This is a genomic window from Cellulomonas sp. P1_G12_2 (assembly GCF_056405535.1).
The window spans coordinates 1,123,327-1,145,202 of the sequence record NZ_JBFUBX010000001.1; the positions used below are offsets into that span (position 1 = coordinate 1,123,327).

17 protein-coding genes and 1 pseudogene are annotated in these 21,876 nt (G+C 73.1%); 9 read left to right on the forward strand and 9 right to left on the reverse strand.

Going from position 1 to position 21,876, the window contains the following annotated elements; all coding sequences use genetic code 11:
* Positions 1–4 precede the first annotated feature (4 nt).
* The 4 genes from AC1DXT_RS05410 to AC1DXT_RS05425 are packed head-to-tail and all read left to right on the forward strand — an operon-like array spanning position 5 to position 3,167.
* A complete protein-coding gene (locus tag AC1DXT_RS05410) occupies positions 5–400 on the forward strand; it encodes a cytidine deaminase (protein WP_477060315.1) in 396 nt (131 codons plus the stop codon).
* Positions 397–1,692: a thymidine phosphorylase gene (locus tag AC1DXT_RS05415; protein ID WP_477060316.1), complete on the forward strand. Its 1,296-nt coding sequence runs from the start codon at positions 397–399 to the stop codon at positions 1,690–1,692. The genes AC1DXT_RS05410 and AC1DXT_RS05415 overlap by 4 nt, the downstream gene beginning before the upstream one ends.
* Before the next feature lie 38 nt (positions 1,693–1,730).
* Positions 1,731–1,958 carry a hypothetical protein gene (locus AC1DXT_RS05420; RefSeq protein WP_477060317.1) on the forward strand — a complete coding sequence of 76 codons (228 nt, stop codon included), beginning with the start codon at positions 1,731–1,733 and terminating at the stop codon, positions 1,956–1,958.
* 39 nt (positions 1,959–1,997) lie between these two features.
* Positions 1,998–3,167, forward strand: coding sequence for an adenosine deaminase (locus AC1DXT_RS05425; RefSeq protein WP_477060318.1), 1,170 nt, complete (start codon positions 1,998–2,000; stop codon positions 3,165–3,167).
* Between the two features lie 48 nt (positions 3,168–3,215).
* On the opposite strand, the gene AC1DXT_RS05430 is transcribed toward AC1DXT_RS05425, so the two are convergent.
* The 4 genes from AC1DXT_RS05430 to AC1DXT_RS05445 are packed head-to-tail and all read right to left on the reverse strand — an operon-like array spanning position 3,216 to position 7,567.
* The gene (locus tag AC1DXT_RS05430) at positions 3,216–4,076 is read right to left on the reverse strand and encodes an aldehyde dehydrogenase family protein (protein ID WP_477060319.1); all 861 of its coding nucleotides are present in this window, start codon (positions 4,074–4,076) and stop codon (positions 3,216–3,218) included.
* The gene (locus AC1DXT_RS05435) at positions 4,073–5,578 is read right to left on the reverse strand and encodes an aldehyde dehydrogenase family protein (RefSeq protein ID WP_477060320.1); all 1,506 of its coding nucleotides are present in this window, start codon (positions 5,576–5,578) and stop codon (positions 4,073–4,075) included. Before AC1DXT_RS05435 ends, AC1DXT_RS05430 begins: the two co-directional genes overlap by 4 nt.
* Positions 5,579–5,588: 10 nt before the next feature.
* Positions 5,589–6,593 carry a deoxyribose-phosphate aldolase gene (deoC, locus tag AC1DXT_RS05440; protein WP_477060321.1) on the reverse strand — a complete coding sequence of 335 codons (1,005 nt, stop codon included), beginning with the start codon at positions 6,591–6,593 and terminating at the stop codon, positions 5,589–5,591.
* A complete protein-coding gene (locus AC1DXT_RS05445; protein WP_477060322.1) occupies positions 6,590–7,567 on the reverse strand; it encodes a sugar-binding transcriptional regulator in 978 nt (325 codons plus the stop codon). The genes deoC and AC1DXT_RS05445 overlap by 4 nt, the downstream gene beginning before the upstream one ends.
* A gap of 235 nt (positions 7,568–7,802) precedes the next feature.
* Between AC1DXT_RS05445 and AC1DXT_RS05450 the strand changes: the two genes are divergently transcribed.
* A complete protein-coding gene (locus AC1DXT_RS05450; protein ID WP_477060323.1) occupies positions 7,803–10,118 on the forward strand; it encodes a DUF6055 domain-containing protein in 2,316 nt (771 codons plus the stop codon).
* Here the strand turns inward: AC1DXT_RS05450 and AC1DXT_RS05455 are convergent.
* Together AC1DXT_RS05455 and AC1DXT_RS05460 are read right to left on the reverse strand one after the other, a co-directional pair.
* Positions 10,115–11,956 carry a phospho-sugar mutase gene (locus AC1DXT_RS05455; RefSeq protein WP_477060324.1) on the reverse strand — a complete coding sequence of 614 codons (1,842 nt, stop codon included), beginning with the start codon at positions 11,954–11,956 and terminating at the stop codon, positions 10,115–10,117. The two genes, AC1DXT_RS05450 and AC1DXT_RS05455, sit on opposite strands and share 4 nt — an antisense overlap.
* A 36-nt stretch (positions 11,957–11,992) precedes the next feature.
* Positions 11,993–12,832: a purine-nucleoside phosphorylase gene (locus tag AC1DXT_RS05460; protein WP_477060325.1), complete on the reverse strand. Its 840-nt coding sequence runs from the start codon at positions 12,830–12,832 to the stop codon at positions 11,993–11,995.
* Between the two features lie 58 nt (positions 12,833–12,890).
* On the opposite strand from AC1DXT_RS05460, the gene AC1DXT_RS05465 reads away from it, so the two are divergent.
* The gene (locus AC1DXT_RS05465) at positions 12,891–14,348 is read left to right on the forward strand and encodes an NAD(P)H-quinone dehydrogenase (RefSeq protein WP_477060326.1); all 1,458 of its coding nucleotides are present in this window, start codon (positions 12,891–12,893) and stop codon (positions 14,346–14,348) included.
* 163 nt (positions 14,349–14,511) lie between these two features.
* Positions 14,512–15,072, forward strand: a complete 561-nt coding sequence (locus AC1DXT_RS05470) for an O-acetyl-ADP-ribose deacetylase (RefSeq protein ID WP_477060327.1) — start codon at positions 14,512–14,514, stop codon at positions 15,070–15,072.
* Positions 15,073–15,114: 42 nt separating this feature from the next.
* Here the strand turns inward: AC1DXT_RS05470 and AC1DXT_RS05475 are convergent, their stop codons facing one another.
* Positions 15,115–17,463 (reverse strand): glycoside hydrolase family 31 protein, encoded by a 2,349-nt coding sequence (locus AC1DXT_RS05475; protein WP_477060328.1) that lies wholly within the window; start codon positions 17,461–17,463, stop codon positions 15,115–15,117.
* Between the two features lie 164 nt (positions 17,464–17,627).
* Between AC1DXT_RS05475 and AC1DXT_RS05480 the strand changes: the two genes are divergently transcribed.
* Positions 17,628–17,777, forward strand: a complete 150-nt coding sequence (locus AC1DXT_RS05480) for a hypothetical protein (protein ID WP_477060329.1) — start codon at positions 17,628–17,630, stop codon at positions 17,775–17,777.
* Positions 17,778–17,833: 56 nt separating this feature from the next.
* On the opposite strand, the pseudogene AC1DXT_RS05485 reads toward AC1DXT_RS05480, so the two are convergent.
* Positions 17,834–18,790: pseudogene (locus AC1DXT_RS05485) on the reverse strand (ABC transporter substrate-binding protein); the annotation flags it as partial.
* 109 nt (positions 18,791–18,899) lie between these two features.
* Here AC1DXT_RS05485 and AC1DXT_RS05490 point away from each other — a divergent pair.
* Positions 18,900–19,949, forward strand: a complete 1,050-nt coding sequence (locus AC1DXT_RS05490) for a LacI family DNA-binding transcriptional regulator (protein WP_477060330.1) — start codon at positions 18,900–18,902, stop codon at positions 19,947–19,949.
* On the opposite strand, the gene AC1DXT_RS05495 is transcribed toward AC1DXT_RS05490, so the two are convergent.
* Positions 19,908–21,863, reverse strand: a complete 1,956-nt coding sequence (locus tag AC1DXT_RS05495; RefSeq protein WP_477060331.1) for an endonuclease/exonuclease/phosphatase family protein — start codon at positions 21,861–21,863, stop codon at positions 19,908–19,910. The two genes, AC1DXT_RS05490 and AC1DXT_RS05495, sit on opposite strands and share 42 nt — an antisense overlap.
* Positions 21,864–21,876: the final 13 nt, after the last annotated feature.

The following is a 21,876-nucleotide window of genomic DNA, read 5'->3' on the forward strand; positions in this document are numbered from 1 at the left end:
GAACGTGGAGATCGACTGGGACGCCCTGCGTTCCGCCGCCACCGAGGTCATGCACAAGGCGTACGCGCCGTACTCGGACTTCCAGGTCGGTGCCGCCGCGCTGGTGGACGACGGTCGTGTGGTCGTCGGCTGCAACGTGGAGAACGCGTCGTACGGCGTGACGCTCTGCGCCGAGTGCGCGCTGGTCTCCGGCCTGCACGTCTCGGGCGGCGGGCGGCTGGTCGCGTTCACGTGCGTGGACAAGCACGGGAACGTCCTCATGCCCTGCGGCCGGTGCCGGCAGCTGCTCTGGGAGCACGGGGGAGCCCGGCTGCTGGTGGAGACCACGCACGGCATCAAGCCGATGACCGAGGTGCTCCCGGACGCGTTCGGGCCCGCCGACCTGGAGGAACGGGAATGAGCACCGAGGCATTCGACGCCGTCGACGTCATCGTCACCAAGCGTGACGGGCACCGCCTGAGCGACGCGGAGATCGACTGGGTCATCGACGCGTACACCCGCGGCGTGGTGGCCGAGGAGCAGATGTCGGCGCTCAACATGGCGATCCTGCTCAACGGGATGGACCGCGCGGAGATCGCCCGGTGGACCGCCGCGATGATCGCCAGCGGCGAGCGGATGGACTTCTCGGGGCTGTCGCGCCCGACCGCGGACAAGCACTCGACCGGCGGCGTGGGAGACAAGATCACGTTGCCGCTCGCGCCGCTCGTCGCGGTGTTCGGCGTCGCGGTGCCGCAGCTGTCGGGCCGCGGGCTGGGCCACACCGGCGGGACGCTGGACAAGCTCGAGTCCATCCCCGGCTGGCGGGCCGCCCTGAGCAACGAGGAGATGATGGCCCAGCTCGACGACGTCGGCGCGGTCATCTGCCAGGCCGGCTCGGGCCTCGCACCCGCCGACCGCAAGCTGTACGCGCTGCGCGACGTCACCGGCACGGTCGAGGCCATCCCGCTGATCGCCAGCTCGATCATGAGCAAGAAGATCGCGGAGGGCACGGGTGCGCTCGTGCTCGACGTGAAGGTGGGCTCCGGCGCGTTCATGAAGGACGTCGACCGCGCCCGCGAGCTGGCCCGCACGATGGTCGCGCTCGGCACGGACGCCGGCGTGAAGACCGTCGCGCTGCTCACCGACATGTCGACGCCGCTCGGGCTCACGGCCGGCAACGCGCTCGAGGTCCGGGAGTCGGTCGACGTGCTGGCCGGCGGGGGACCGGCCGACGTCGTCGAGCTCACGGTGGCGCTGGCGCGCGAGATGCTCGACGCCGCGGGACGCCCCGGTGAGGACGTCGCGGCGGCACTGGCCGACGGCCGCGCGATGGATGCGTGGAAGCGCATGATCGCGGCCCAGGGCGGCGACCCGGACGCGATCCTGCCGGTGGCCCGCGAGACCGAGCAGGTGCTGGCGGAGTCCGACGGCGTGCTCACGGAGCTCGACGCCTACGCGGTCGGGATCGCCGCGTGGCGGCTCGGGGCGGGACGCGCGCGCAAGGAGGACCCGGTGCAAGCGGGCGCCGGTGTCGAGCTGCACGCCAAGCCCGGGGACGTCGTGCGGGCCGGGCAGCCGCTGCTGACGCTGCACACCGACACGCCCGAGCGGTTCGGGCGGGCGCGCGAGGCGCTCGTCGGCAAGGTCGTCGTCGCACCCGCCGGGACTGCCGTGCCCGAGCGCCCGCTGGTGATCGACCGCATCGACGCCTGACCCTCGCGGAGGCGCTGCGGCGGGGGCAGGATGGGGTGATGAGCACCGTGCCCGGGAACGAAGCCTGGCGGGATGCCGGCCTGGTGCCGGTGGACCCGGACGGGCCGCGCAGCCTCGCCGACGAGACGTCCGACGACGCGGACACGACCGACCCGGAGGAGTACGAGCCGGGGTTCGCCCGGGCGGACCGGGATGGGCGTGCGGACGAGGCCGACGTGGTGGAGCAGGACACCGAGGTGCCCGAGGACGACGGCGCCGAGAGTTGACAGCCTGCTCAGGAACGGCCGTCCCGGTACGGTGAGCGCATGACCTCCCCCTCCGAGCCCTCGGCGGCTGCGACCGCTGACGTGCCCGCTTCGTCCGAGTCGTCCGAGGCCGACGCCACCTCCGCGCTCGTCGCGCTCATCCCGAGCCTTCCGAAGGTCGTGCTGCACGACCACCTGGACGGTGGGCTGCGCCCGGCGACGATCATCGAGCTCGCGGCCGAGATCGGGTACGAGCTGCCCGCGACCGACCCCGACGAGCTCGGGCGCTGGTTCGTCGAGGCTGCGAGCTCGGGGACGCTGGAGCGCTACCTCGAGACGTTCGACCACACGGTCGCGGTCATGCAGACGGAGGACGGGCTGCGCCGGGTCGCGCGCGAGTCCGTGCTCGACCTGGCCGCCGACGGGGTGGTGTACGCCGAGCAGCGGTACGCGCCCGAGCAGCACCTGAGCAAGGGGCTCTCGCTCCAGCAGGTGGTCGACGCCGTGCAGGCCGGGTTCGCCGAGGGGATCGCCGAGGCTGCGTCGCAGGGCCGCTCGATCCGGATCGGCACCCTCATCACCGCGATGCGGCACGCCGACCGCGGGGACGAGATCGCGGCTCTCGCCCTGGAGAACCGCGACAACGGGGTGGTCGGCTTCGACATCGCCGGTGCCGAGGCGGGCTTCCCGCCCTCACGCCAGGCGTCCGCGTTCGACACGCTCGCGAACGCCGACTTCCCCGCGACCGTGCACGCCGGCGAGGCGGCCGGGGTCGAGTCGATCGCCGAGGCCGTGCACGTCGCCCACGCCTGCCGGATCGGCCACGGCGTCCGGCTCATCGAGGACGTGACCGCCGACGAGCTGGGCGACAAGCTCGGCCCCCTCGCGCACTGGGTGCGCGACCGGCGCATCCCGCTGGAGCTGTGCCCGTCGTCCAACGTGCAGACCGGTGCCGCGGAGTCCGTGGCCGCGCACCCCGTCACGCGGCTGCGGAACCTGGGCTTCGCCGTCACGGTGAACACCGACAACCGCCTGCAGTCGGGCACCTCGATGACCCGCGAGCTCACGCTCCTGGTCGAGGAGGCCGGTTGGGACCTGGTCGACCTGCGCGACGTGGCGGTCACCGCCGCCGCGCACTCGTTCCTGCACCACGACGAGCGGTCCGCCCTGATCGACCAGGTCATCCGGCCCGCGTACGTGGCGGCCCGCGGCGGACGCCACCGCGCCTGAGCAGCCCGACGGCCCGCACCCGAGCTCGGGTGCGGGCCGTCGTCGCGCCTAGATCAGGCCCTTCGTGTGCCAGACGGTCTTCGTCTCCACGAACGCCGTGATGCGGCCGAGCGTCGGCGCCGCCGCGTCCGGGCCGTTCTCCGGCGGGAGGACGCGCTTGAGGGTGTCCGCCGCCGCGATCTGCAGGTCCACCCAGTCCAGGGCGCCGGCGCCCACCAGGTCGAGCGCGTTGACGTCCTGGTGGCTGGCGAGCCAGGGCGCGATCTCGGCGGGCGACCCGGTGAGCACGTTGACGACGCCCTTGGGCACGTCGCTCGTGGCGAGCACCTCGGACAGGCTGATCGCCGACAGGGGGAGCTTCTCGGAGGCCACCACGACGACCGTGTTGCCGGAGACGAGGGCCGGGGCCACCGCGGAGACCAGCCCGAGCAGCGACGAGTCCTGGGGGGCGATGATCGCGACCACTCCCGTGGGCTCCGGGACCGAGATGTTGAAGTACGGCCCCGCGACGGGGTTGGCGTTGCCGGCCACCTGCGCGTACTTGTCGGCCCAACCGGCGTACCAGACCCAGCGGTCGATCGCGGTGTCGACCTGGGCGGTCGCGACTGCGGTGGAGACGCCCTCGGCATCGACGATCTCGGCGACGAACTGCGCACGCCGGCCCTCGAGGATCTCGGCGACGCGGTAGAGCACCTGGGCGCGGTTGTACGCGGTCGCACCCGACCAGCCCCCGACGGCGGCACGGGCGGCGACGACCGCGTCCCGCGCGTCCTTGCGGGACGCCTTCGACGCGTTGGCGAGGAACGCGCCCTTGGCGCTGACGATCTCGTACGTCCGACCCGACTCGCTGCGCGGGAACGCCCCACCGATGTACAGCTTGTAGGTCTTGGGCACGGCGAGGCGGGTCACTTGGTGGCTCCCTTGGTGACGGTCTTGGGCTTCGTGGCGGCAGCAGCGACCGCGGGCCGAGCGGCCGTACCGCTCGTCAGGTACGAGGCGATGCCGTGGCGGCCACCCTCGCGTCCGTAGCCGGACTCCTTGTACCCACCGAACGGGCTGGCGGGGTCGAACCGGTTGAACGTGTTGGCCCAGATCACGCCGGCGCGGAGCTTGTCGGCGACGGCCAGGATGCGGCTGCCCTTGTCGGACCAGATGCCCGCGGACAGGCCGAACGGGGTGTTGTTCGCCTTGGCGATCGCCTCCGCCGGGGTGCGGAACGTCAGCACGGACAGGACCGGCCCGAAGACCTCCTCCTGGGCGATCCGGTGGCTGGTGGACACGTTGGTGAAGATGGTCGGCGCGAACCAGAACCCGTTCTCCGGGATGGTGCACTCGGCCGTCCAGCGCTCGGCACCCTCGGCCTCGCCGATGTCGCTCAGCGACCGGATGCGGTCCAGCTGCGCGGCGCTGTTGATGGCGCCGATGTCGGTGTTCTTGTCCAGCGGGTCACCGAGGCGCAGGGTGGACAGCCGGGCCTTGAGCCGGTCGACGACCTCGTCGTGGATCGACTCCTGCACCAGCAGCCGGCTGCCCGCGCAGCAGACGTGACCCTGGTTGAAGAAGATGCCGTTGACGATGCCCTCGATGGCCTGGTCGATCGGGGCGTCGTCGAACACGATGTTCGCCGCCTTGCCGCCCAGCTCGAGCGTCACCTTCTTGTGCGTGCCGGCGACGGACTTGGCGATCGCCCGCCCGACGGGCGTCGACCCGGTGAACGCGACCGCGTTCACGTCGTCGTGCCCGACCAGCGCGACGCCCGTGGCGCCCGCACCCGTGATGATGTTGACGACCCCCGGCGGCAGGTCGGCCTGCTGCACGATCTCCGCGAACAGCAGCGCGGTCAGCGAGGTGGTCTCGGCCGGCTTGAGGACGACGGTGTTGCCGGCGGCGAGCGCCGGAGCGATCTTCCACGCGAGCATGAGGAGCGGGAAGTTCCACGGGATGACCTGCGCGGCGACACCGAGGGACGCGGGGTTGGCGCCGAGGCCGGCGTGGTCGAGCTTGTCGGCCCAGCCGGCGTAGTAGAAGAACCAGGCCGCGACCAGCGGCACGTCGACGTCCCGGCTCTCCTTGATCGGCTTGCCGTTGTCGAGGCTCTCCGCCACGGCGAGCTCGCGGCTGCGCTCCTGGACCAGGCGGGCGATCCGGAACAGGTACTTGCCGCGGTCGGCACCGGACATGCGCGACCAGGTGCGGTCGTAGGCGCGGCGCGCGGCGGCCACGGCGGCGTCGACGTCCGCCGCGTCAGCGGTCGAGATCGTCGCGATGTGCTTCTCGGTGGCCGGCGAGATGGAGGCGAACGGCGTGCCGTGCCCCTCGCGGAACTCACCGTCGATGAAGAGGCCGTACTCGCTGCGCAGGTTCAGGATCGCCTGCGACTCGGGGGCCGGGGCGTACTCGAGGAATGACATCAGTGGCCCTTCAGTCGATCGTCACGTAGTCAGGACCGGCGTAGTGCCCGGTCGTCATCTTCTGCCGCTGCATCAGCACGTCGTTGAGCAGGCTGGAGGCGCCGAACCGGAACAGGTGCGGCGTCAGCCACTCCTCCCCGACGGTCTCGGCGACGGTCACCAGGTACTTGATCGCGTCCTTGGACGTGCGGATGCCGCCGGCGGGCTTGACGCCGACCTTCTCGCCGCTGAGCCGGTGCCAGTCGCGCACGACCTCGAGCATGAGCAGGGTCACGGGCAGCGTGGCCGCCGGGGACACCTTGCCCGTGGACGTCTTGATGAAGTCGCCACCCGCGAGGATCCCCAGCCACGACGCCCGGCGGACGTTGTCGTAGGTGTTCAGCTCGCCGGTCTCGAGGATGATCTTGAGGTGCGCGGAGGTCCCGTCGGCGCGGCGGCAGGCTTCCTTCACGGCGATGATCTCGTCGTACACCTGGCCGTACCGCCCCGCGAGGAACGCCCCGCGGTCGATGACCATGTCGATCTCGTCGGCGCCCGCGGCGACCGCGTCGGCGGTGTCCTCGAGCTTGATCGACCGCGACGCGCGGCCGCTCGGGAACGCCGTGGCGACCGCCGCGACGGCGATCTTGCCCTGGTCTGGGTCGCCGTGCGCGGAGCCCAGCGCTTGGACCGCGTGGCCCACCATGTCGCCGTACACGCACACCGCGGCGACGCGGGGGCAGCCGGGGTCGGACGGGTCCGGGGTGACCGCCTTGGCGACGAGCGAGCGCACCTTGCCCGGTGTGTCGGCGCCCTCGAGGGTGGTCAGGTCGATGAGCCCGATGATCCGGTCGAGCGCCCACGCCTTGGAGGTCGTCTTGATGGAGCGTGTGCCGAGCCCCGCGGCCCGCTGCTCCAGTCCGACGGCGTCGACGCCGGGGATGCCGTGCAGGTAGCGACGCAGGTTGGCGTCGTTCGCTTCGCCGCCCAGGAGCGCGATGGCGCGCTCCCCGGGGACGATCTGGGTGCCTGTCATGCGGGTTCCTCGCTGTCCTGGACCGATGGGTGGTTCTCGATGAGGTGCAGGGCCGTGTCCTCGTCGGTGACGAGGACGGTGCACAGGCCGCTGCTGACGACGGCGCTCGCGACGGCGTGCTTGGCCGCCCCCGCGACGACCGCGATGCTGAGCTGCGCGGCGCGCAGGCGCTCCAGCGACAGGCCGACGGTCCGCTCGTCGAGCCGCGGGTCGACGATGGCGCCGGAGCCGTCGACGTACCGGCCGACGACATCACCGACCGCGCCTGCGCGGACGAGCCCGGCGATGTCGTCGGGGGTGAGGTAGCCGCTGTCGACGAGCACGGAGCCGGCATCGGCCGCCCCGGCGCTGAACAGGTAGGCGTCGGCGCCGGACGCCAGGTCGAGGACGGCGGCGACGGCGCGGTCGGACTCGATGGCCTGCTTGGTCTCCAGCCGTTCGAGGATCGCAGGGCTCGGCAGCAGGGTGGCGTGGCCGCCCGCCTTCTGCGCCATGGTCACGGCGGTGGACGCGGCGGTGCCGGCGCGCCGGTTCAGGCTGACGCCCCCGTTGATCTGGACGACGTCCACCCCCGCGGCCCAGCCGTCCTGGAGGTGCCGGGCGACGTCGTCGAGCGTGCGGCCCCAGCTGATCCCGAGCGTGCGCGGGGCCGGCCGCAGCGAGGCCAGGTAGTCGGCCGCAGCCTGGGCGGTGCGCACCTGGAGCTCGTCCTGGTCGTCGACGCCCGCCGTGGACACCACGATCGCGTCGGTGAGCCCGCAGGTCTCGCGCAGCCGGCGCTCGACCGGCAGGCGGCGGGCGCGGGGGTGGACGATCTCGATGCGGATGAACCCGCTCGCCTTGGCCTGCGCGAGCAGTCGTCCGACCTTCCAGCGGGTGAGCGTGAGGATCGACCCGATCTCGTCCTGGGTCTTGTCCTCCTCGTAGTACAGCTCGGCCGCGCGGATGGACAGCAGCTCGTCCGACTCGATCATCCCGTTCCTCTCATGTCGTCCCAGGGTAGGCACGGGCACCGGGCCCTGCAACACCTGTTGCGATCTTTGCTCAAAAGAGCAGGCAGCGATCCCGGCCGGCAGAATCACCCGTTCGGTACTTCTGCCCCCAATTGACTCGACCGGGGCGGTCGGCGACAGTGGGGCGGCCGTCCGGCGGGCCCGAGTCCTCGGGTGCGCGCACACGGCGTGCGTCACGGCGAGGGGACGAGCACGGATGGGGCGATGGGGACGCGGCGGGATCGTCGCCGTCGTGGTCCTGGTCGCCCTCCTGGCCGGCGTGGGGACCGCCACGACCCTGCGACACCTCCGCTCCGACAAGACCCTCGTGGTCCCGGCCGCGTGGACCGAGTCGTGGAAGCGTGCTCATGTCCGCGAGGGCCAGGACGTCGTCCTCGCGTGGGGAGACCGGGCGGGCCCGGACCCCACGACGGCGCCGGCGGAGCTGAGGTTCGACCCGGCCCGAGCCGTCGCCCAGCTCGACGCGCTGTACGCGCTCGACGTGCACGACCTGCGCGTCGTCGACGAGGACGGGGCGATCGCTCGGCACAAGGTCGTCGTCGTCGTCGACGGGACCTGGTCCGACGGGCCCGGCGCGCCGTCGAGCGAGGTTGTCGTCCCCTCGGTCGGCGGGCTCTCGCAACCCCTGCGCGGCGCGACAGGCTCGGTGGCCGACGGCGTCGGGCTGCTCCGGGTCGACGTGCCGTCCCTGACCGCGCGGGGGCACGAGTCCGCGACGGCACCCTCCACCGGTGAGCCCGAGCCCGCGGGCGGCTCGGAGTTCGACCCGTCGTGGGAGCTCGCCCGCGGCTTCGCCGAGGTGGTGCAGGGCTTCGCGTCCCTCGACGCACCCGGTCGCGGGTTCGCGTCCGACGACGCCGCCACCTTCTGGTCCGCCAGCGCCGCCTACCTGGCGACCGTGGCCGCGCCGGGCGGGATCGGGGACCCTGCTGACGTGGTGCGCAGCCCGCAGCTGCACTGGGCGAGCCCCCGACTGGGCGACGGCGGCTGGCTGCTGCTGCAGTACCTGGCGGAGCGCGACGGCGAGCAGCTGCTCGGGAACATGTGGCGCGAGGCGCAGGAGGGCGAGGATCCGCTGAGCACCTACCAGCGGCTCACCGGCCTCGGGCAGGCGGACCTGAACCGGCGGGTCGCCGAGTACGCGCTGCGCACCGTCACGTGGGACTTCACGGACCGCACCGCGATCGCCGCCACGGTCGACGCCCTCGACCCCGTCCTGCTCGCGGACCGGACGACCCCCGTCGAGCCGGTCGACGGCGATCCGGGGCACTACCGCGTGCTCGACGGGTTCGCACCGTCCGACTACGGCTTCACGATCGTCCGCCTCGAGCCGGACGCGGGAGTGCGCGACATCCACCTGCGCCTGCGCGGCCACGACGACGCGCCCGACGCCGGGCTGAGCTTCGGGTTCGTCGTGCTGCGCAACGGGGTGCCCCGGTACAGCCCGGTGACCGAGAGCCTCGACCAGGAGGTGCAGCTCACGCTCCGCGCCGGGGAGAGCGAGGTGTACCTGGTCGTCGTGGGTACGCCGACGCAACACCACGCGCGCGGCTCCGACGCCGGGTTCGGGGAGGTCGCCCGCTACCCCTACGAGTTCCGCGTGCACGGGGCGAGCGTGGCCGACGACGCCGCGGATCCCCCCGTGGACGGCGGTCACCGGCACGCGAACGGAGGCGGCTGGGTGGACGACGATGCGACGGTCGACCCGACCGCCTTCGTCGGCCCGGACGCCGTGGTGCGGGGGGACGCGCAGGTGCTGGGCGGCGCGCGGATCGAGGGCCGCGCCTGGGTCCAGGCCGGTGCGGTGGTCGAGGGGAGCGCTGTCGTGCGCGACGTCGCGCTCGTCCGCTCGTCCGCGCGGCTCGGTGGCACCGTGCTCGTGGGAGGCGACGCGGCCGTCGACTTCTCCTGCACCTCCGGGTCCTACACCAGCTTCGATCCCGCGCGCTGGTGCGACGGGCGGACCAGCGTGCCGGACGTCAACCCGTCCCCGACGCCGTTCACCGCCGCTGACCTGACCCTCAAGAACGCACCTCAGCCCACCCCCACGCCCACACCCACGACCGAACCGTCCGCGACGCCGACCCCGACGCCCGCTCCGACCAGGACCCCGGTGGTGCCGCCGCCCGCCGTCAGCCCGCCCCCCGGCCCGACGGAGGGCGGCGTCGAACCGCCGGAGCCGATGCCGGCGAGCGCGTGCACGGCGGCCTACACGGTCACCAATCACTGGACCTCGGAGGGGCAGAACTGGTTCCAGGCGCAGGTCGTGGTCACCGCGGGAAGCACCGGCGTGGAGGGCTGGGCGGTCACCTGGGCGCTCCCGGCGGGTGGGCAGATCACCTCCGTCTGGAACGCCCGGGTGGGCGTCAGCGGATCCCAGGTGACCGCGGAGAACATGAGCTACAACGGCACCCTGCGCGAGGGAGACTCCGCGTCGTTCGGGTTCCACCTCACAGCGCCCGGTGACTCGGGCCTCCAGGTCCCCGCCGTCAGCTGTACCCGGACGCGCTAGATGCCCAGCGCGGTCCGCACGTCGGCCGCCACGGCGTCCAGCCGCGTGCGAGCCTCCGCGCGCGCGTGCCCGACCGCCTTGTGGTCCGCCGCCGGGTCGAGCGGGAGGATGACCTCGAGGTAGCACTTCACCTTGGGCTCGGTCCCGCTCGGCCGGACGATGACGCGGGTCCCGTCCGCGGTGAGCAGCCGCAGGCCCTCCGTGGGAGGCAGGCCGTCCCGGTCGTCCTCGGTCCCCGCCGCCAGGTCGACGACCTCGGTGACGCGGGACCCTCCCAGCGACCTCGGTGGCCGGTTGCGCAGCCGCTGCACGGTGGCGCCGATCTGCGACAGGTCGGCGAACCGCGCGGAGACCTGGTCGGTCAGGTGCAGGCCGTGCGCACGGGCGAGGTCGTCGAGCGCGTCCGTGAGGGAGCGTCCCTCTGCCTTGAGGCGTGCGGCCAGGCCGGCGACGAGCACGGCCGCCGAGATCCCGTCCTTGTCGCGCACGTGCGCGGGGTCCACGCAGTAGCCGAGCGCCTCCTCGTACCCGAACACCAGGTTGTCGACGCGCGAGATCCACTTGAAGCCCGTGAGCGTCTGCGCGTGCCGGTAGCCCGCGGCGCTCGCGATCTTGCCGAGCAGGCGCGACGAGACGATCGAGCTGGCGAACGCGGACCCGTTCGGGTGCGGGGCCGACGCGAGGCGCGCCCCGAGCAGGGACCCGGTCTCGTCGCCGTGCAGGATGCGCCAGCCCTCCGCCTCCGCGGTGTCGGGGCCGCGGAACGACCGGTGGCGCAGGTCCTGGATGCCCACGCCGCAGCGGTCGGCGTCCGGGTCGAGGGCGATCACCAGGTCGGCGCCCTCGTCGCTGGCCAGGCCGATCGCCAGGTCGATGGCGCCGGGCTCCTCCGGGTTGGGGAACGCGATGCTCGGGAAGTCGCCGTCGGGCTCCGCCTGCTCGGGCACCACCAGCACGTCGGTGAAGCCGGCCTCGGCGAGCACCCGTTGGGCCACCGCGCCGCCGACTCCGTGCAGCGGGGTGAGCACGATGCGGAGGTTCTTCGCGGCCGCGCGCGTGGCGTCGTCCGTGGGGGCCAGCGCGACGGCCGAGGACACGTACGCGTCGAGCACCTCGGGGCCGAGCACGGTCCAGCCGCTCGCGGCACGCGGCACCGACGCCACGGACGGCACGTGCGCGATCTCGGCCGCGATCGCCGCGTCGGCGGGCGGCACGATCTGCGCACCCTGCCCGGAGTCCGTGACCACGCGGCCGCCCAGGTACACCTTGTACCCGTTGTCCTGCGGCGGGTTGTGGGATGCGGTGACCATGATCCCGGCGTCGGCGCCGAGGTGGCGGACCGCGAACGCCAGCACGGGCGTGGGCAGCGCCGACGGCAGGACCAGCACCTCGATGCCGACGGCCGTGAGGACCGCTGCCGAGTCGCGCGCGAAGTCGACGGACTTGTGCCGGGCGTCGTACCCGATGACCACGCGCGGGCGGGGGCTCACCCCGTCGAGCTCGCCCAGCAGGTAGTCGGCCAGCCCGGACGCGGCGCGGATGACGACCGCGCGGTTCATCCGGTGCGGTCCGCCCCCGAGCCGGCCGCGCAGACCGGCGGTGCCGAACTGCAGGAGACCGGTGAACCGGTCAGCCAGCTCCTCGCGGGCGGCGGAGCGTGCGTCGAGCGCCTGGCGCTGCGTGGGGTCGGGCTCGTACCCGGGCGTGATCGCCGGGGGTGCGGAGCGGGCCTGGTCGAGCAGGTCGCGCAGCTCCTGCGCGGTCTGCGGGTCGGGGTCGTCGTCGATCCACGTCTGTACCCGCGCCTCGAGGCCTGCCCATGCGTCGTCGCCGGTCATGGGCTCAACGTACTCAAGCCGCGGGGCCTCCTGCACCTAGAGGCGACGGACCACCCGCGCGAGCAGGTCGCTGATCCGCGGACCGGCCGCGCGACCGGCCTCGAGGACCTCCTCGTGGGAGAGGGGCTCCGCGCTGATGCCGGCCGCGAGGTTGGTGACCAGGGAGATGCCGAGCACCTCGAGACCGGCGTGCCGCGCGGCGATGGCCTCGATCGTCGTCGACATGCCGACCAGGTCGCCGCCGAGCGTCCCGGCCATCCGGACCTCGGCGGGGGTCTCGTAGTGCGGGCCGCGGAACTGCACGTAGACGCCCTCGTCCAGCGACGCGTCCACCTCCCGCGCGACGCCGCGCAGCCGTGCGCTGTAGAGGTCCGTGAGGTCGACGAACGTCGCACCCTCGAGCGGAGAGGTGGCGGTGAGGTTGAGGTGGTCGCTGATGAGCACCGGGGTGCCGGGGCCCCACGCGGGGTTGAGCCCCCCGCAGCCGTTGGTGAGCACCACGGTCGACGCGCCCGCCGCGGCGGCGGTCCGGACCCCGTGCACCACACGCCGGACCCCGCGGCCCTCGTACAGGTGGGTGCGGGACCCGAGCACCAGGGCGTGGCGGTCGGTGCCCTCGATGCGGATCGACCGGATGGTGCCGACGTGCCCGACGACGGCCGGCGCGGCGAAGCCCGGGACGTCGTGGCTGGGCAGCTCGGCGACCGTCTCGCCCAGCAGCTCGGCGGCGCCACCCCAGCCCGACCCGAGCACGAGGGCGACGTGGTGGCGTTCCACGCCGGTCGCCTGGGCGATGTACGCGGCGGCGGCGCGGGCGACGTCGAACGGGTCGGTCGCGGGGTCGTCGAGGTCGGGGACGGGTGTGACGTCGCTCATGGTCGAAGGCTAACGCCCCCCGCCCGCCTGGCCGCTCGCCGCCGGACCGGCAGAATGGGTGACCGTGAGCACCCCCGCGCAGGAATCGGCCGCACCCCGCGTCGTCATCATCGGCGGCGGACCAGGAGGCTACGAGGCGGCCCTCGTCGGCCGTCGGCTCGGTGCGGACGTGACCGTCGTCGAGGCGGCCGGCATGGGCGGCGCTGCCGTGCTCACCGACGTGGTCCCGTCCAAGACCCTCATCGCGACCGCCGAGTGGATGACCATCGCGGACCGCGCCCCCGAGCTGGGCATCCGGCTCGACGGCACGCTCCTGTCCGGCGCGGTCGGCGGCACGCTCGAGCAGCTGCGGCACCGCATCGACCTCGCCGCGGTCAACACGCGAGTCAAGGCGCTCGCGGCCGCGCAGTCCGCCGACATCCGCGCCCGCCTCGAGCGCGAGGGCGTGAAGATCGTGATCGGGCACGGCCACCTCGAGGGCCCGTCGAAGGTCGTCGTGACCACCCCGCAGGGCGACGACGACCTCACGCTCGACGCCGACGTCGTGCTCGTCTCCACGGGGGCCACGCCGCGCACCCTCGACGAGGCCCGTCCGGACGGCGAGCGCATCCTCACGTGGACCCAGCTGTACGACCTGAACGCGCTGCCGAAGCGTCTGATCGTCGTCGGGTCGGGCGTGACGGGTGCCGAGTTCGCCGGTGCGTACACCTCGCTGGGCGCCGACGTGGTGCTCGTGTCCAGCCGCGACCGCGTGCTGCCCGGTGAGGACGCCGACGCCGCCCAGCTGCTCGAGGACGTGTTCAAGACCCGCGGCATGACGGTGATGTCCCGTTCCCGTGCCGCCGGCGCGCGCCGCACCGCCGACGGCGTCGAGGTGACCCTGTCCGACGGCCGAGTCATCGAGGGGTCGCACGTGCTGTTCGCGGTCGGCTCGATCCCGACCTCGAGCGGCCTCGGCCTGGAGGAGGCGGGCGTGCGGCTCACCCCGTCCGGGCACATCGAGGTGGACAAGGTCTCCCGCACCAACGTCCGCGGCATCTACGCCGCAGGTGACGTGACCGGCGTCCTGCCGCTCGCGTCGGTGGCCGCCATGCAGGGCCGGCTCGCGATGGCGCACGCGCTCGGCGACGCCGTGAAGCCGCTGTCGCTGCGCGGGGTGTCCGCGAACATCTTCACCTCACCCGAGATCGCCACCGTCGGCTCGTCGGAGGCGCGGCTGCAGGAGCAGGGCGTCAAGTACTCGGTGAGCATGCTGCCGCTGGCGCGCAACCCGCGCGCCAAGATGCTGGGCGTCCGCGACGGGTTCATCAAGATCTTCGCCCACGCCGCCACCGGGACCGTGCTCGGTGCCGTGGTGGTCGGACCCCGCGCCAGCGAGTCGATCTACCCGCTGACCGTGGCCGTGACCCACCGCCTGACCACCGACCAGCTGGCCGAGACCGCCACGGTCTACCCGTCGATGTCGGGCACGATCGCCGAGGTTGCCCGCATCCTCCACCACCGCGCGGAGGACTGACCCGGAGCGCACCGGAGGGTCGGTCCGACCACTGACCCAGGGACTGATCCGGCCGTCGACCATGTCGTTGGCTCCGTTCTGCGGTCGTTCCGCGTTCATGACCACATGGTCGGCGTCGGTCCTGGTCGACAAGCCGGGATTGGCGTTGCGGCACCATAGGTGCATGTGGATCGAAGCCTGTCGTGGGGACATCACGCGGCAGCACGTCGATGCCGTCGTGAACGCCGCGAACTCCTTGATGGTCGGGGGCGGCGGCGTCGACGGGAAGATCCACGCCGCAGCGGGTCCCGAGCTTCTCGCCGAGTGCCGACGGGTCCGCCGGCTCTCGTTCCCCGACGGTGTGCCGGTGGGGGAGGCCGTGGCCACTGGCGCGGGGCGGCTCCCCGCCCGATGGGTCATCCACACGGTCGGACCGAACTGGAACCGCGGCGACCGTGATCCCGCTCGGCTCGCGTCGTGCTTCACGCGGTCGCTCGACGTCGCGGCGGGGCTCGGCGCGCGATCCGTCGCGTTTCCCGCGGTGAGTGCCGGAAGCTACGGCTGGTCGCCTCGCGATGTCGCGGAGGTCGCGATCACAGCGGTGCGTGGATGGGACGCGACCGCGAACGGCGGCGTGGAGCTGGTGCGGTTCGTCCTGTTCGACGACGCAGCGCTCGCCCCGTTCGCGCAGCTTGTCGGCTCGGGCGGTCCTGAACCCTCTGCGGTGTCGAGCGAGCCCGAGTGACGTTCACAGCTCTCGCGACGCCACTCACGGCTCGGTCGGCCGTCAGGAGCGGGCCAGGAGCAGCTCGCCGACCGCGGTGCCCAGCGCAGGGTCCAGCCCGAGCGACTGCAGGTGCGAGGCCCGGACCGTCAGGGGGGCGTCGGACGTCGCGATCTGGTGGATGCGCGTCTTGAGGTCGTAGCTGATCTGCGCGCGGTCCAGGAGGGCGAACAGGCGCGCCGCGACGTCGTTCGCCGACAGCTGCGGGTCCGGACCGACGGTGACGGTGAGGGTCGCGTCTACGGGGACGTCGTCGACCGTGATCGAGACCCGGCCGTCAGCGCGACGCACTGTGCCTCCGCTGACCGACGGTGTGCCGTCGAACGACAGGAACGTCACCGTCCACGACCGGGTGGCGGGCAGGCAGTCCAGTGCGCCGACCGCGGGGCCGGCGGTGAACGTGCCGGTGCTCTGCGAGAACGAGAGCGGGGTCGAGGCGGTGCCGGAGGCGGAGCCGTCGTCCTCGACCAGTGTGAACGAGCCGTCCGCGCCGACGACGACGAGGACCTCGAGGCTCGACGGGTTCACCGGGTCGTTGCCGGGCACCTCGGCGCCGTCCAGAGGCACGATCGCGCCGGCCGGTGCAAGCACGGGGATGGTCGACAGGTCGCGGTGGAGCAGGAGCTCGCGGCCCCCGTCGTAGACCAGGCCGGTGAACACGTCCACCCACGTCCCGGCCGGGAGCCAGGCGCGCACGGAGGCCAGGCGGGTGCGCAGGTCGGCCGGGCTGGTCAGCGGCGCGACCACGAGCTCGCTGCCGAACAGGAACTGGTTCGGCTTTTCGTACGCCTCGGCCTCCGAGGGCCACGCGTGGTAGAGCGGCTCGACCAGGGGGCGCCCCTCGATCGCGGCGCGGTGGTTCATCGTGTGCAGGTAGGGCACGAGCCGGTGGCGCAGCCGCAGGTGCTCGGTCATCACGGCGCGCGCGGCCGGCTCGAAGGTCCACGGCTCCTTGGCGGTGAACGCGTTGGCCCCCGAGTGCAGGCGCAGGATCGGCGAGAACACCCCGAGCTGGAGCCAGCGTGTGGCCAGCTCGTCGTCCTTGCCGCCGAACATGTGGCCGCCGATGTCGTGGCTCCACCAGCCGTAGCCGATGTTCGAGGCGGTGGCGGTGAAGTACGGCTGGAACGCCAGCGAGGCCCACGAGATGACGGTGTCGCCGCTGAACCCGACCGGGTAGCGGTGGCTGCCGGGGCCGGCGTACCGGGAGAACGTGAGGGGCCGACGGCCCTCGCGCGCGTTGTCGAGGAAGTGGAAGTGGTTGAGCATCCACAGCGGGTCGATCCCGGCGACGCGCGAGTGCGGGCCGGACTGCCAGTCGAGCCACCAGAAGTCGACGCCGTCCGCCTCCAGCCCGCGGTGCAGCACGTCGAAGTAGGCGTCGAGGAACTCCCGGTCGGTGACGTCGAACGGGATCGGGTCGTGCGGCGAGCGGCCGAGCGCGGCGGCCATCGCCGGGTGGGCCTCCTCGTGCGTGCGGACGCCGTCGGCGGGGTGCACGTTGAGCGTCACGCGCAGGCCGCGGTCGTGCAGGGCCGACAGGAATGCGGCGGGGTCGGGGAACAGCGACCGGTTCCACGTGTAGCCGGTCCAGCCGCTGCCGATCTCGGGGTCGACGTCGGTGACGTGCCAGTCCATGTCGATGACGGCGACGCTGAACGGGATGCCCTCGGCGCCGAAGCGGTCGAGGAGGGCCGAGTAGCTGTCGGTGGTGTACCGGTGGAATCGGCTCCACCAGTTGCCCAGGGCGAACCGGGGGAGCACGGGCGTCGGGCCGGAGACCGCGTAGAACGCCTGCAGCGCCTCGCGGTAGTCGTGGCCGTACGCGAACACGTACAGGTCGGTCCGGGACCCGTCGCGGGGTGCCACCCAGCCCTCGTCGTCGAACACCATCGACCGGGAGTCGTCGAGCACCGCGTAGCCCTGCCGGGACACGATGCCGGGCTCGAGCGGGATGGCGCCGTCGGCCAGGTCCAGCGTGCGGGCGGTGCCGCCGAGGCCGACGGAGTCGGGGGAGTCGTCGCCATACCGCCACACCGAGTGGTACGCGCTGACGCCGCCGAGCACCGAGACGCTCAGGCCGCTGGTGGAGAACGGACCGCGGTCGTACACGAGGTGCAACCGGTCGGTGAGGACCTCGACGTGGGAGTCGGACTCGATCACCCGGAAGTCCGGCACCGGCAGCTCGCGGTTCAGGGCGAACGTCGACGCGCGGTCCTCGAACACGCCGTCCGCACAGTGCTCGAGCCGCACGAGCCCGGCGGTGAGCACCGTGATCCGGAACTGCGGTCCCAGGACCACCGCGCGAGGGTCCGCCACCGGGCGGGAGGGCAGGGGCTTCCGGGGCGTCATGTGATCGAGGGTCCTCTCGGGTGGTGCGGGGGACAAACGGGCAGTGGTGGGGGGGGGGGGGGGGGGGGGGGGTGTAGAGGTCCTGCGTCGACCGGGCGGGCTCGGCCAGGAGCGGCTGCTCGAACACGTGGTCGGTGTAGCCGGTCATCTGCTCGAGGGGCACGTTGACGTACTCCGCGATCCAGGACTGCTGCTCGGCGTACGTGGCCTGGTCGAACACGGGCAGCTGCGGGGCGCCGACGGGCTGGTCGGCGGCCGCGGAGGTCTGCGCGTCGAGCACCGCGGCCTCCTCGTCGAACAGCTTCTGCATGTAGTAGAAGTCGATCCACTTCACCGCGGCGGCCTGCTCGGCCTCGGTGGCCTTGGCGTTCACCGCCGCGAGCGTCCCGCCACCGAGCACCCCGGCGTCGGCACCCTCCAGCGGGAGGACCGTCAAGCCGTACACCGACGGGTCGAGGGCGTTCTGCGTGAACAGGTTGCCGTAGTTGCCGCCGCCCGAGACGTACATGCCGATCTGGCCCGACGCGAACGCCTGGTTGATGCCGCCCCAGTCGTAGAGGAAGTTCGAGCCCATCGAGCCGTCCGTCCAGCGCAGGGTCCGCAGGTAGTCGAGCGCCGACCGCATCTCCGGGGTGTCGATCGTCGCGGTGGCCGCGGAACCGTCGAACTCCTCGACCGAGCCGCCCATCGCGTTCACCAGCGTGGTGAGGATCCAGCCGCCGGTGTTGCTCTGGGTCATCGTCGCGTACCCGGCCTGGCCGGTGGCGTCCGCGATCGCCTTGGCGTCCTGCCGCACCTCGTCCCACGTGCTCGGCGGGTCGTCCGGGTCGAGCCCGGCCTGCGTGAACAGCGCGCGGTTGTAGTGCAGGCCCTGGCTGTACGCGGCGATCGGGATCGCCCAGATGTCGCCGTCCTCGTCCTCGCCCGCCTGGGACACGTGCGGGTTGTACCTGTCGGCGTAGGGCAGCTCGGCGACGAGGGCGCTCACGTCCGCGATCTGCTCGTGGGCGATCAGCCCGCGCCCGTCGGTGAACGGGACGGGGAACACGTCGGGCAGCGTGCCACCCGCGAGCCCGGCCGCGAAGGTCGTCGCGTCCCACGTGTACTCCACGTGCTCGACGCTGATGCCGGGGTTCGCCTTCTCGAACTGCTCGATGCGGGCGTCGAACGCCGCGATCGCGGGTGCGTCGAGCCCGGTGTCCATGGCCACCTGGATGGCGACCGTGCCGTCGGAGGGCTCATCGTTCGGGGTGCTGCAGGCGGCCAGCGTGCCGAGGCTGAGCGCGGCCGCGAAGCCGAGCGCGGCTGCCTTGCCGGAAGACGTCATCGTCGCTCCTCGTTCGGGGGGTGGACGGCGTCGTCCACGAAGGTTTAGCGCTATACGTTTAACGCTAAACGCAGATAGGATCCGGCGTCAAGAGCCGAAGGAGGACCGGGTGCCGCGCGTCACGCTCAAGGACATCGCCCGTGAGGCGGGGGTCTCCGTGATGACCGTGTCCAACGTGGTCAACGGGAACCTCGGCCGCGTGTCACCCGCCACGGCCGCGACCGTCGAGCGGATCGTGGAGGAGCGCGGCTACGTGCCCAGCGGCGCCGCGCAGAGCCTGGCCGCCGGTCGCACCCGCCTGGTGGGGCTGCTCCTGCCCGCACGCCAGGACGGCACGGCCCTGCTGGGCAGCCCGCACGACGTCAGCGTCGCCGGCGCGCTCGAGGCGGCACTGCGCGAGCGGGACCACCACCTCATGCTGCGCGCCGTCGAGAGCACCCGGGAGGTGCAGGACTCGGTGCAGCGGTGGAACCTCGACGGCGTGGTCGTCATGGGCTTCACGGACGACGAGCTGCGGTCGCTGGCCATCCCCGACGACGTCCCGGCGGTCGTCATCGACGCCTCGGTGGGCGACGGGCACGCCGGCGCCGTGCGCGCCGACGACGTCGACGGCGGGCGGCTGGCGGGGGAGCACCTGCGCGCGCTCGGCCACCGGCACGTGCTGTTCTGCGGCCCGGTGGATGCTCGCAGCCAGGTCGTCGCGGCTCGGCTCGAGGGTCTGCGCGGCGCGCTCGGAGCGGACCCGGTCACGCTCCACGCCAACACCACCTACGAGGACGGGCTGGCGGCCGGGGAGCGCATCGCGCGCGAGCACCCGGACGTGACTGCGGTGTTCGCGACGGCCGACGTGCTGGCCGCGGGTGTCCAGGCGGGGCTGGTCCGGGCCGGCCTCCGGGTGCCGCAGGACGTGTCCGTGCTCGGGTTCGACGACGCCGACATCGCCCGCTACGTCAGCCCGAGCCTGTCGACGATCCGGCAGGACACCGCCGGCAAGGGACGGGCGGCCGCCGAGCTGCTGCTCCAGCTCATCCACGGCGCCGACCTGCGCGCGAGCATGCCCGACGGGACCGTGCATCTCGGGGTCGAGCTCGTGGTGCGGGAGTCGACGGGACCGGCCTCAGTCGATAGTGAACTCGGCGACGACGGGGCGGTGGTCTGAGTGGGTGGTGATCGAGACCGTGGTCGTGCCGAAGCTCACGCCCTGTCCGAACACCCAGTCGATCTTGTGTGCGGGGTCGTCCGCGGGTGACGTGAGCAGCTCGGACTCCGCCGGGACCCACCCCGCGGACTCGAGCAGCTCGATCTCCGGCCAGCCCGGTTCGGCGTTGAGGTCTCCGGCGAGCAGCGCGGGCGGCGTGACCGGCTCGGCGTCGGCCAGCGCCTGCAGCTGCTCGAGCCGCGTCGGGGTGTTGGCCTCCCGGTGCTGCGTGTGGATCGAGGTCACGCGCAGGGCCGTCCCGTCGGCCGTCGTCAGGGTGGTCGACAGGGCGGACCGGCTCTGCGGGCCGGCTCCGTACGGGAGCGCGTGGACGACGGAGTCCGTGAGCTCGGACCGCGCGAGCACCGCGTTGCCGAACTGGTGGTCGGCCGCCGGCGAGAAGTGGACGGTCATCCCGAGCCGGTGCGCGAGCCACGTCGCCATGTCGGTGCCGCCCCCGAACACCCAGCCGCGGTTGACCTCCTGCAGGGTGACGACGTCCGGGTCCTCCGCCTCGATCGTCGCCGCGATGCCTTCGAGGTCGACGGCGGTGAGCGGCGAGACGCCGTAGTGCAGGTTCCAGTCCATGAGCGTGAGCGGCTCGTCGGCCGCGCGTGCCGGCACGTCGGCGCCGGTGGTGCTCGTCGTCGACGGCACGAGCCCGAGCGCGGCCAGGACCAGCGCGGGCAGGACGAGCAGCCGGACGGAGCTCATCCGCCGGGGCAGCCGGTCCGGACTCGTCAGTGCGGGCACCGCGCCGGGGGTGCGCCGGCGCAGGCCGGACAGGGCCAGGCCGAGCGCGGCGAGCACCATCACCCAGACGTTGTCGACCGGCAGCGGGACGTCGTAGTCGAGCATGTAGAGCAGCAGCGGACCGATCGTGCCGAGGCCGACGACCAGCGTCGCCGCGGCCGTCCGGGTGATCCCGCGCGCCGCCGGTCGGTGGGCGCTGAGGGCGGCTGAGAGCACGATGCCGAGGGAGAGCTGCAGGACGACGACGGCCGTCAGCGCGGCGATGCCCGTGAGCCAGAGCGCGCACCCGACGCCGGCGACCAGCAGGACGGCGGCACCCACGCGGACGGCGGCCGGCCACGGGTCGGGCCGGAGCAGGGACAGGGCGCCGAGGCTGTTCGCGGCGACGACGACCAGGCCCGCCCAGCCGAGGGCCACGCCGGTCTGCGAGGCGACGAACGCGGGGTTGGCGACGATCATCGCGGCGAGCGCGAGGAACAGGCCCAGCACCCAGAGCCGCCGGGGCCGCCCGGTCGCCTCCGACGACGTCGACGCGGTGAACGCGACCAGCCCGCGGGCCGTCACCACGACCCCGACCGCGAGGACCACGGCGACCACCCAGCCGGTCCACCCGTCGCGCCACACGGCGTCCCAGGTCCCGAGCACCAGCTGGAGCCCGACCGACAGGCCGCAGCCCAGGACCAGCCCGATCGCCGCTTCGCGACCACCCGCGGGACGCCCGGCGACGAACGCGACCGCGAGAGTGAGCACGGCGACCGCCACGGCGACCGCCACGAGTCCCACGACGAACAGCGCCTCGCCGTCGAGCGCCTGGACGACCAGCCGCAGCACGGCGAGCGCCCCGGCGCCGACCAGCAGGGTGCGGGCGTCGGGAGTGCCGGACGTGCGGCGTGCCGCGAGCAGGAGCAGCGCGGCGACGGCCCCCGCGGCGGCGTACGCGCCGAGCGCGGTCACCGCGGCCTCGACCACGCCGGCCGCGAAGGCGCGGTCCAGGAGGGGGCCGCTGGCGCGGACGAGCTCGAGGCACAGCACGGTGAGCAGGGCGACGAGCCACACGCGCGTCGGGGTGCCGGCGTCGGGCGGGGTGCGGACGGGCGTGCCGGCGGGTGGGGTGGTCGTCACGCGCGCGAGACTA

What these genes read in the sequence shown, in the direction of transcription:
- AC1DXT_RS05415 (WP_477060316.1), top strand. Translation starts at nt 397, where the DNA reads ATGAGCACCGAGGCATTCGACGCCGTCGACGTCATCGTCACCAAGCGT.
- AC1DXT_RS05420 (WP_477060317.1), top strand. Translation starts at nt 1,731, where the DNA reads ATGAGCACCGTGCCCGGGAACGAAGCCTGGCGGGATGCCGGCCTGGTG.
- AC1DXT_RS05425 (WP_477060318.1), top strand. Translation starts at nt 1,998, where the DNA reads ATGACCTCCCCCTCCGAGCCCTCGGCGGCTGCGACCGCTGACGTGCCC.
- AC1DXT_RS05435 (WP_477060320.1), bottom strand. Translation starts at nt 5,578, where the DNA reads ATGTCATTCCTCGAGTACGCCCCGGCCCCCGAGTCGCAGGCGATCCTG.
- deoC (WP_477060321.1), bottom strand. Translation starts at nt 6,593, where the DNA reads ATGACAGGCACCCAGATCGTCCCCGGGGAGCGCGCCATCGCGCTCCTG.
- AC1DXT_RS05445 (WP_477060322.1), bottom strand. Translation starts at nt 7,567, where the DNA reads ATGATCGAGTCGGACGAGCTGCTGTCCATCCGCGCGGCCGAGCTGTAC.
- AC1DXT_RS05450 (WP_477060323.1), top strand. Translation starts at nt 7,803, where the DNA reads ATGGGGCGATGGGGACGCGGCGGGATCGTCGCCGTCGTGGTCCTGGTC.
- AC1DXT_RS05455 (WP_477060324.1), bottom strand. Translation starts at nt 11,956, where the DNA reads ATGACCGGCGACGACGCATGGGCAGGCCTCGAGGCGCGGGTACAGACG.
- AC1DXT_RS05460 (WP_477060325.1), bottom strand. Translation starts at nt 12,832, where the DNA reads ATGAGCGACGTCACACCCGTCCCCGACCTCGACGACCCCGCGACCGAC.
- AC1DXT_RS05470 (WP_477060327.1), top strand. Translation starts at nt 14,512, where the DNA reads ATGTGGATCGAAGCCTGTCGTGGGGACATCACGCGGCAGCACGTCGAT.
- AC1DXT_RS05475 (WP_477060328.1), bottom strand. Translation starts at nt 17,463, where the DNA reads ATGACGCCCCGGAAGCCCCTGCCCTCCCGCCCGGTGGCGGACCCTCGC.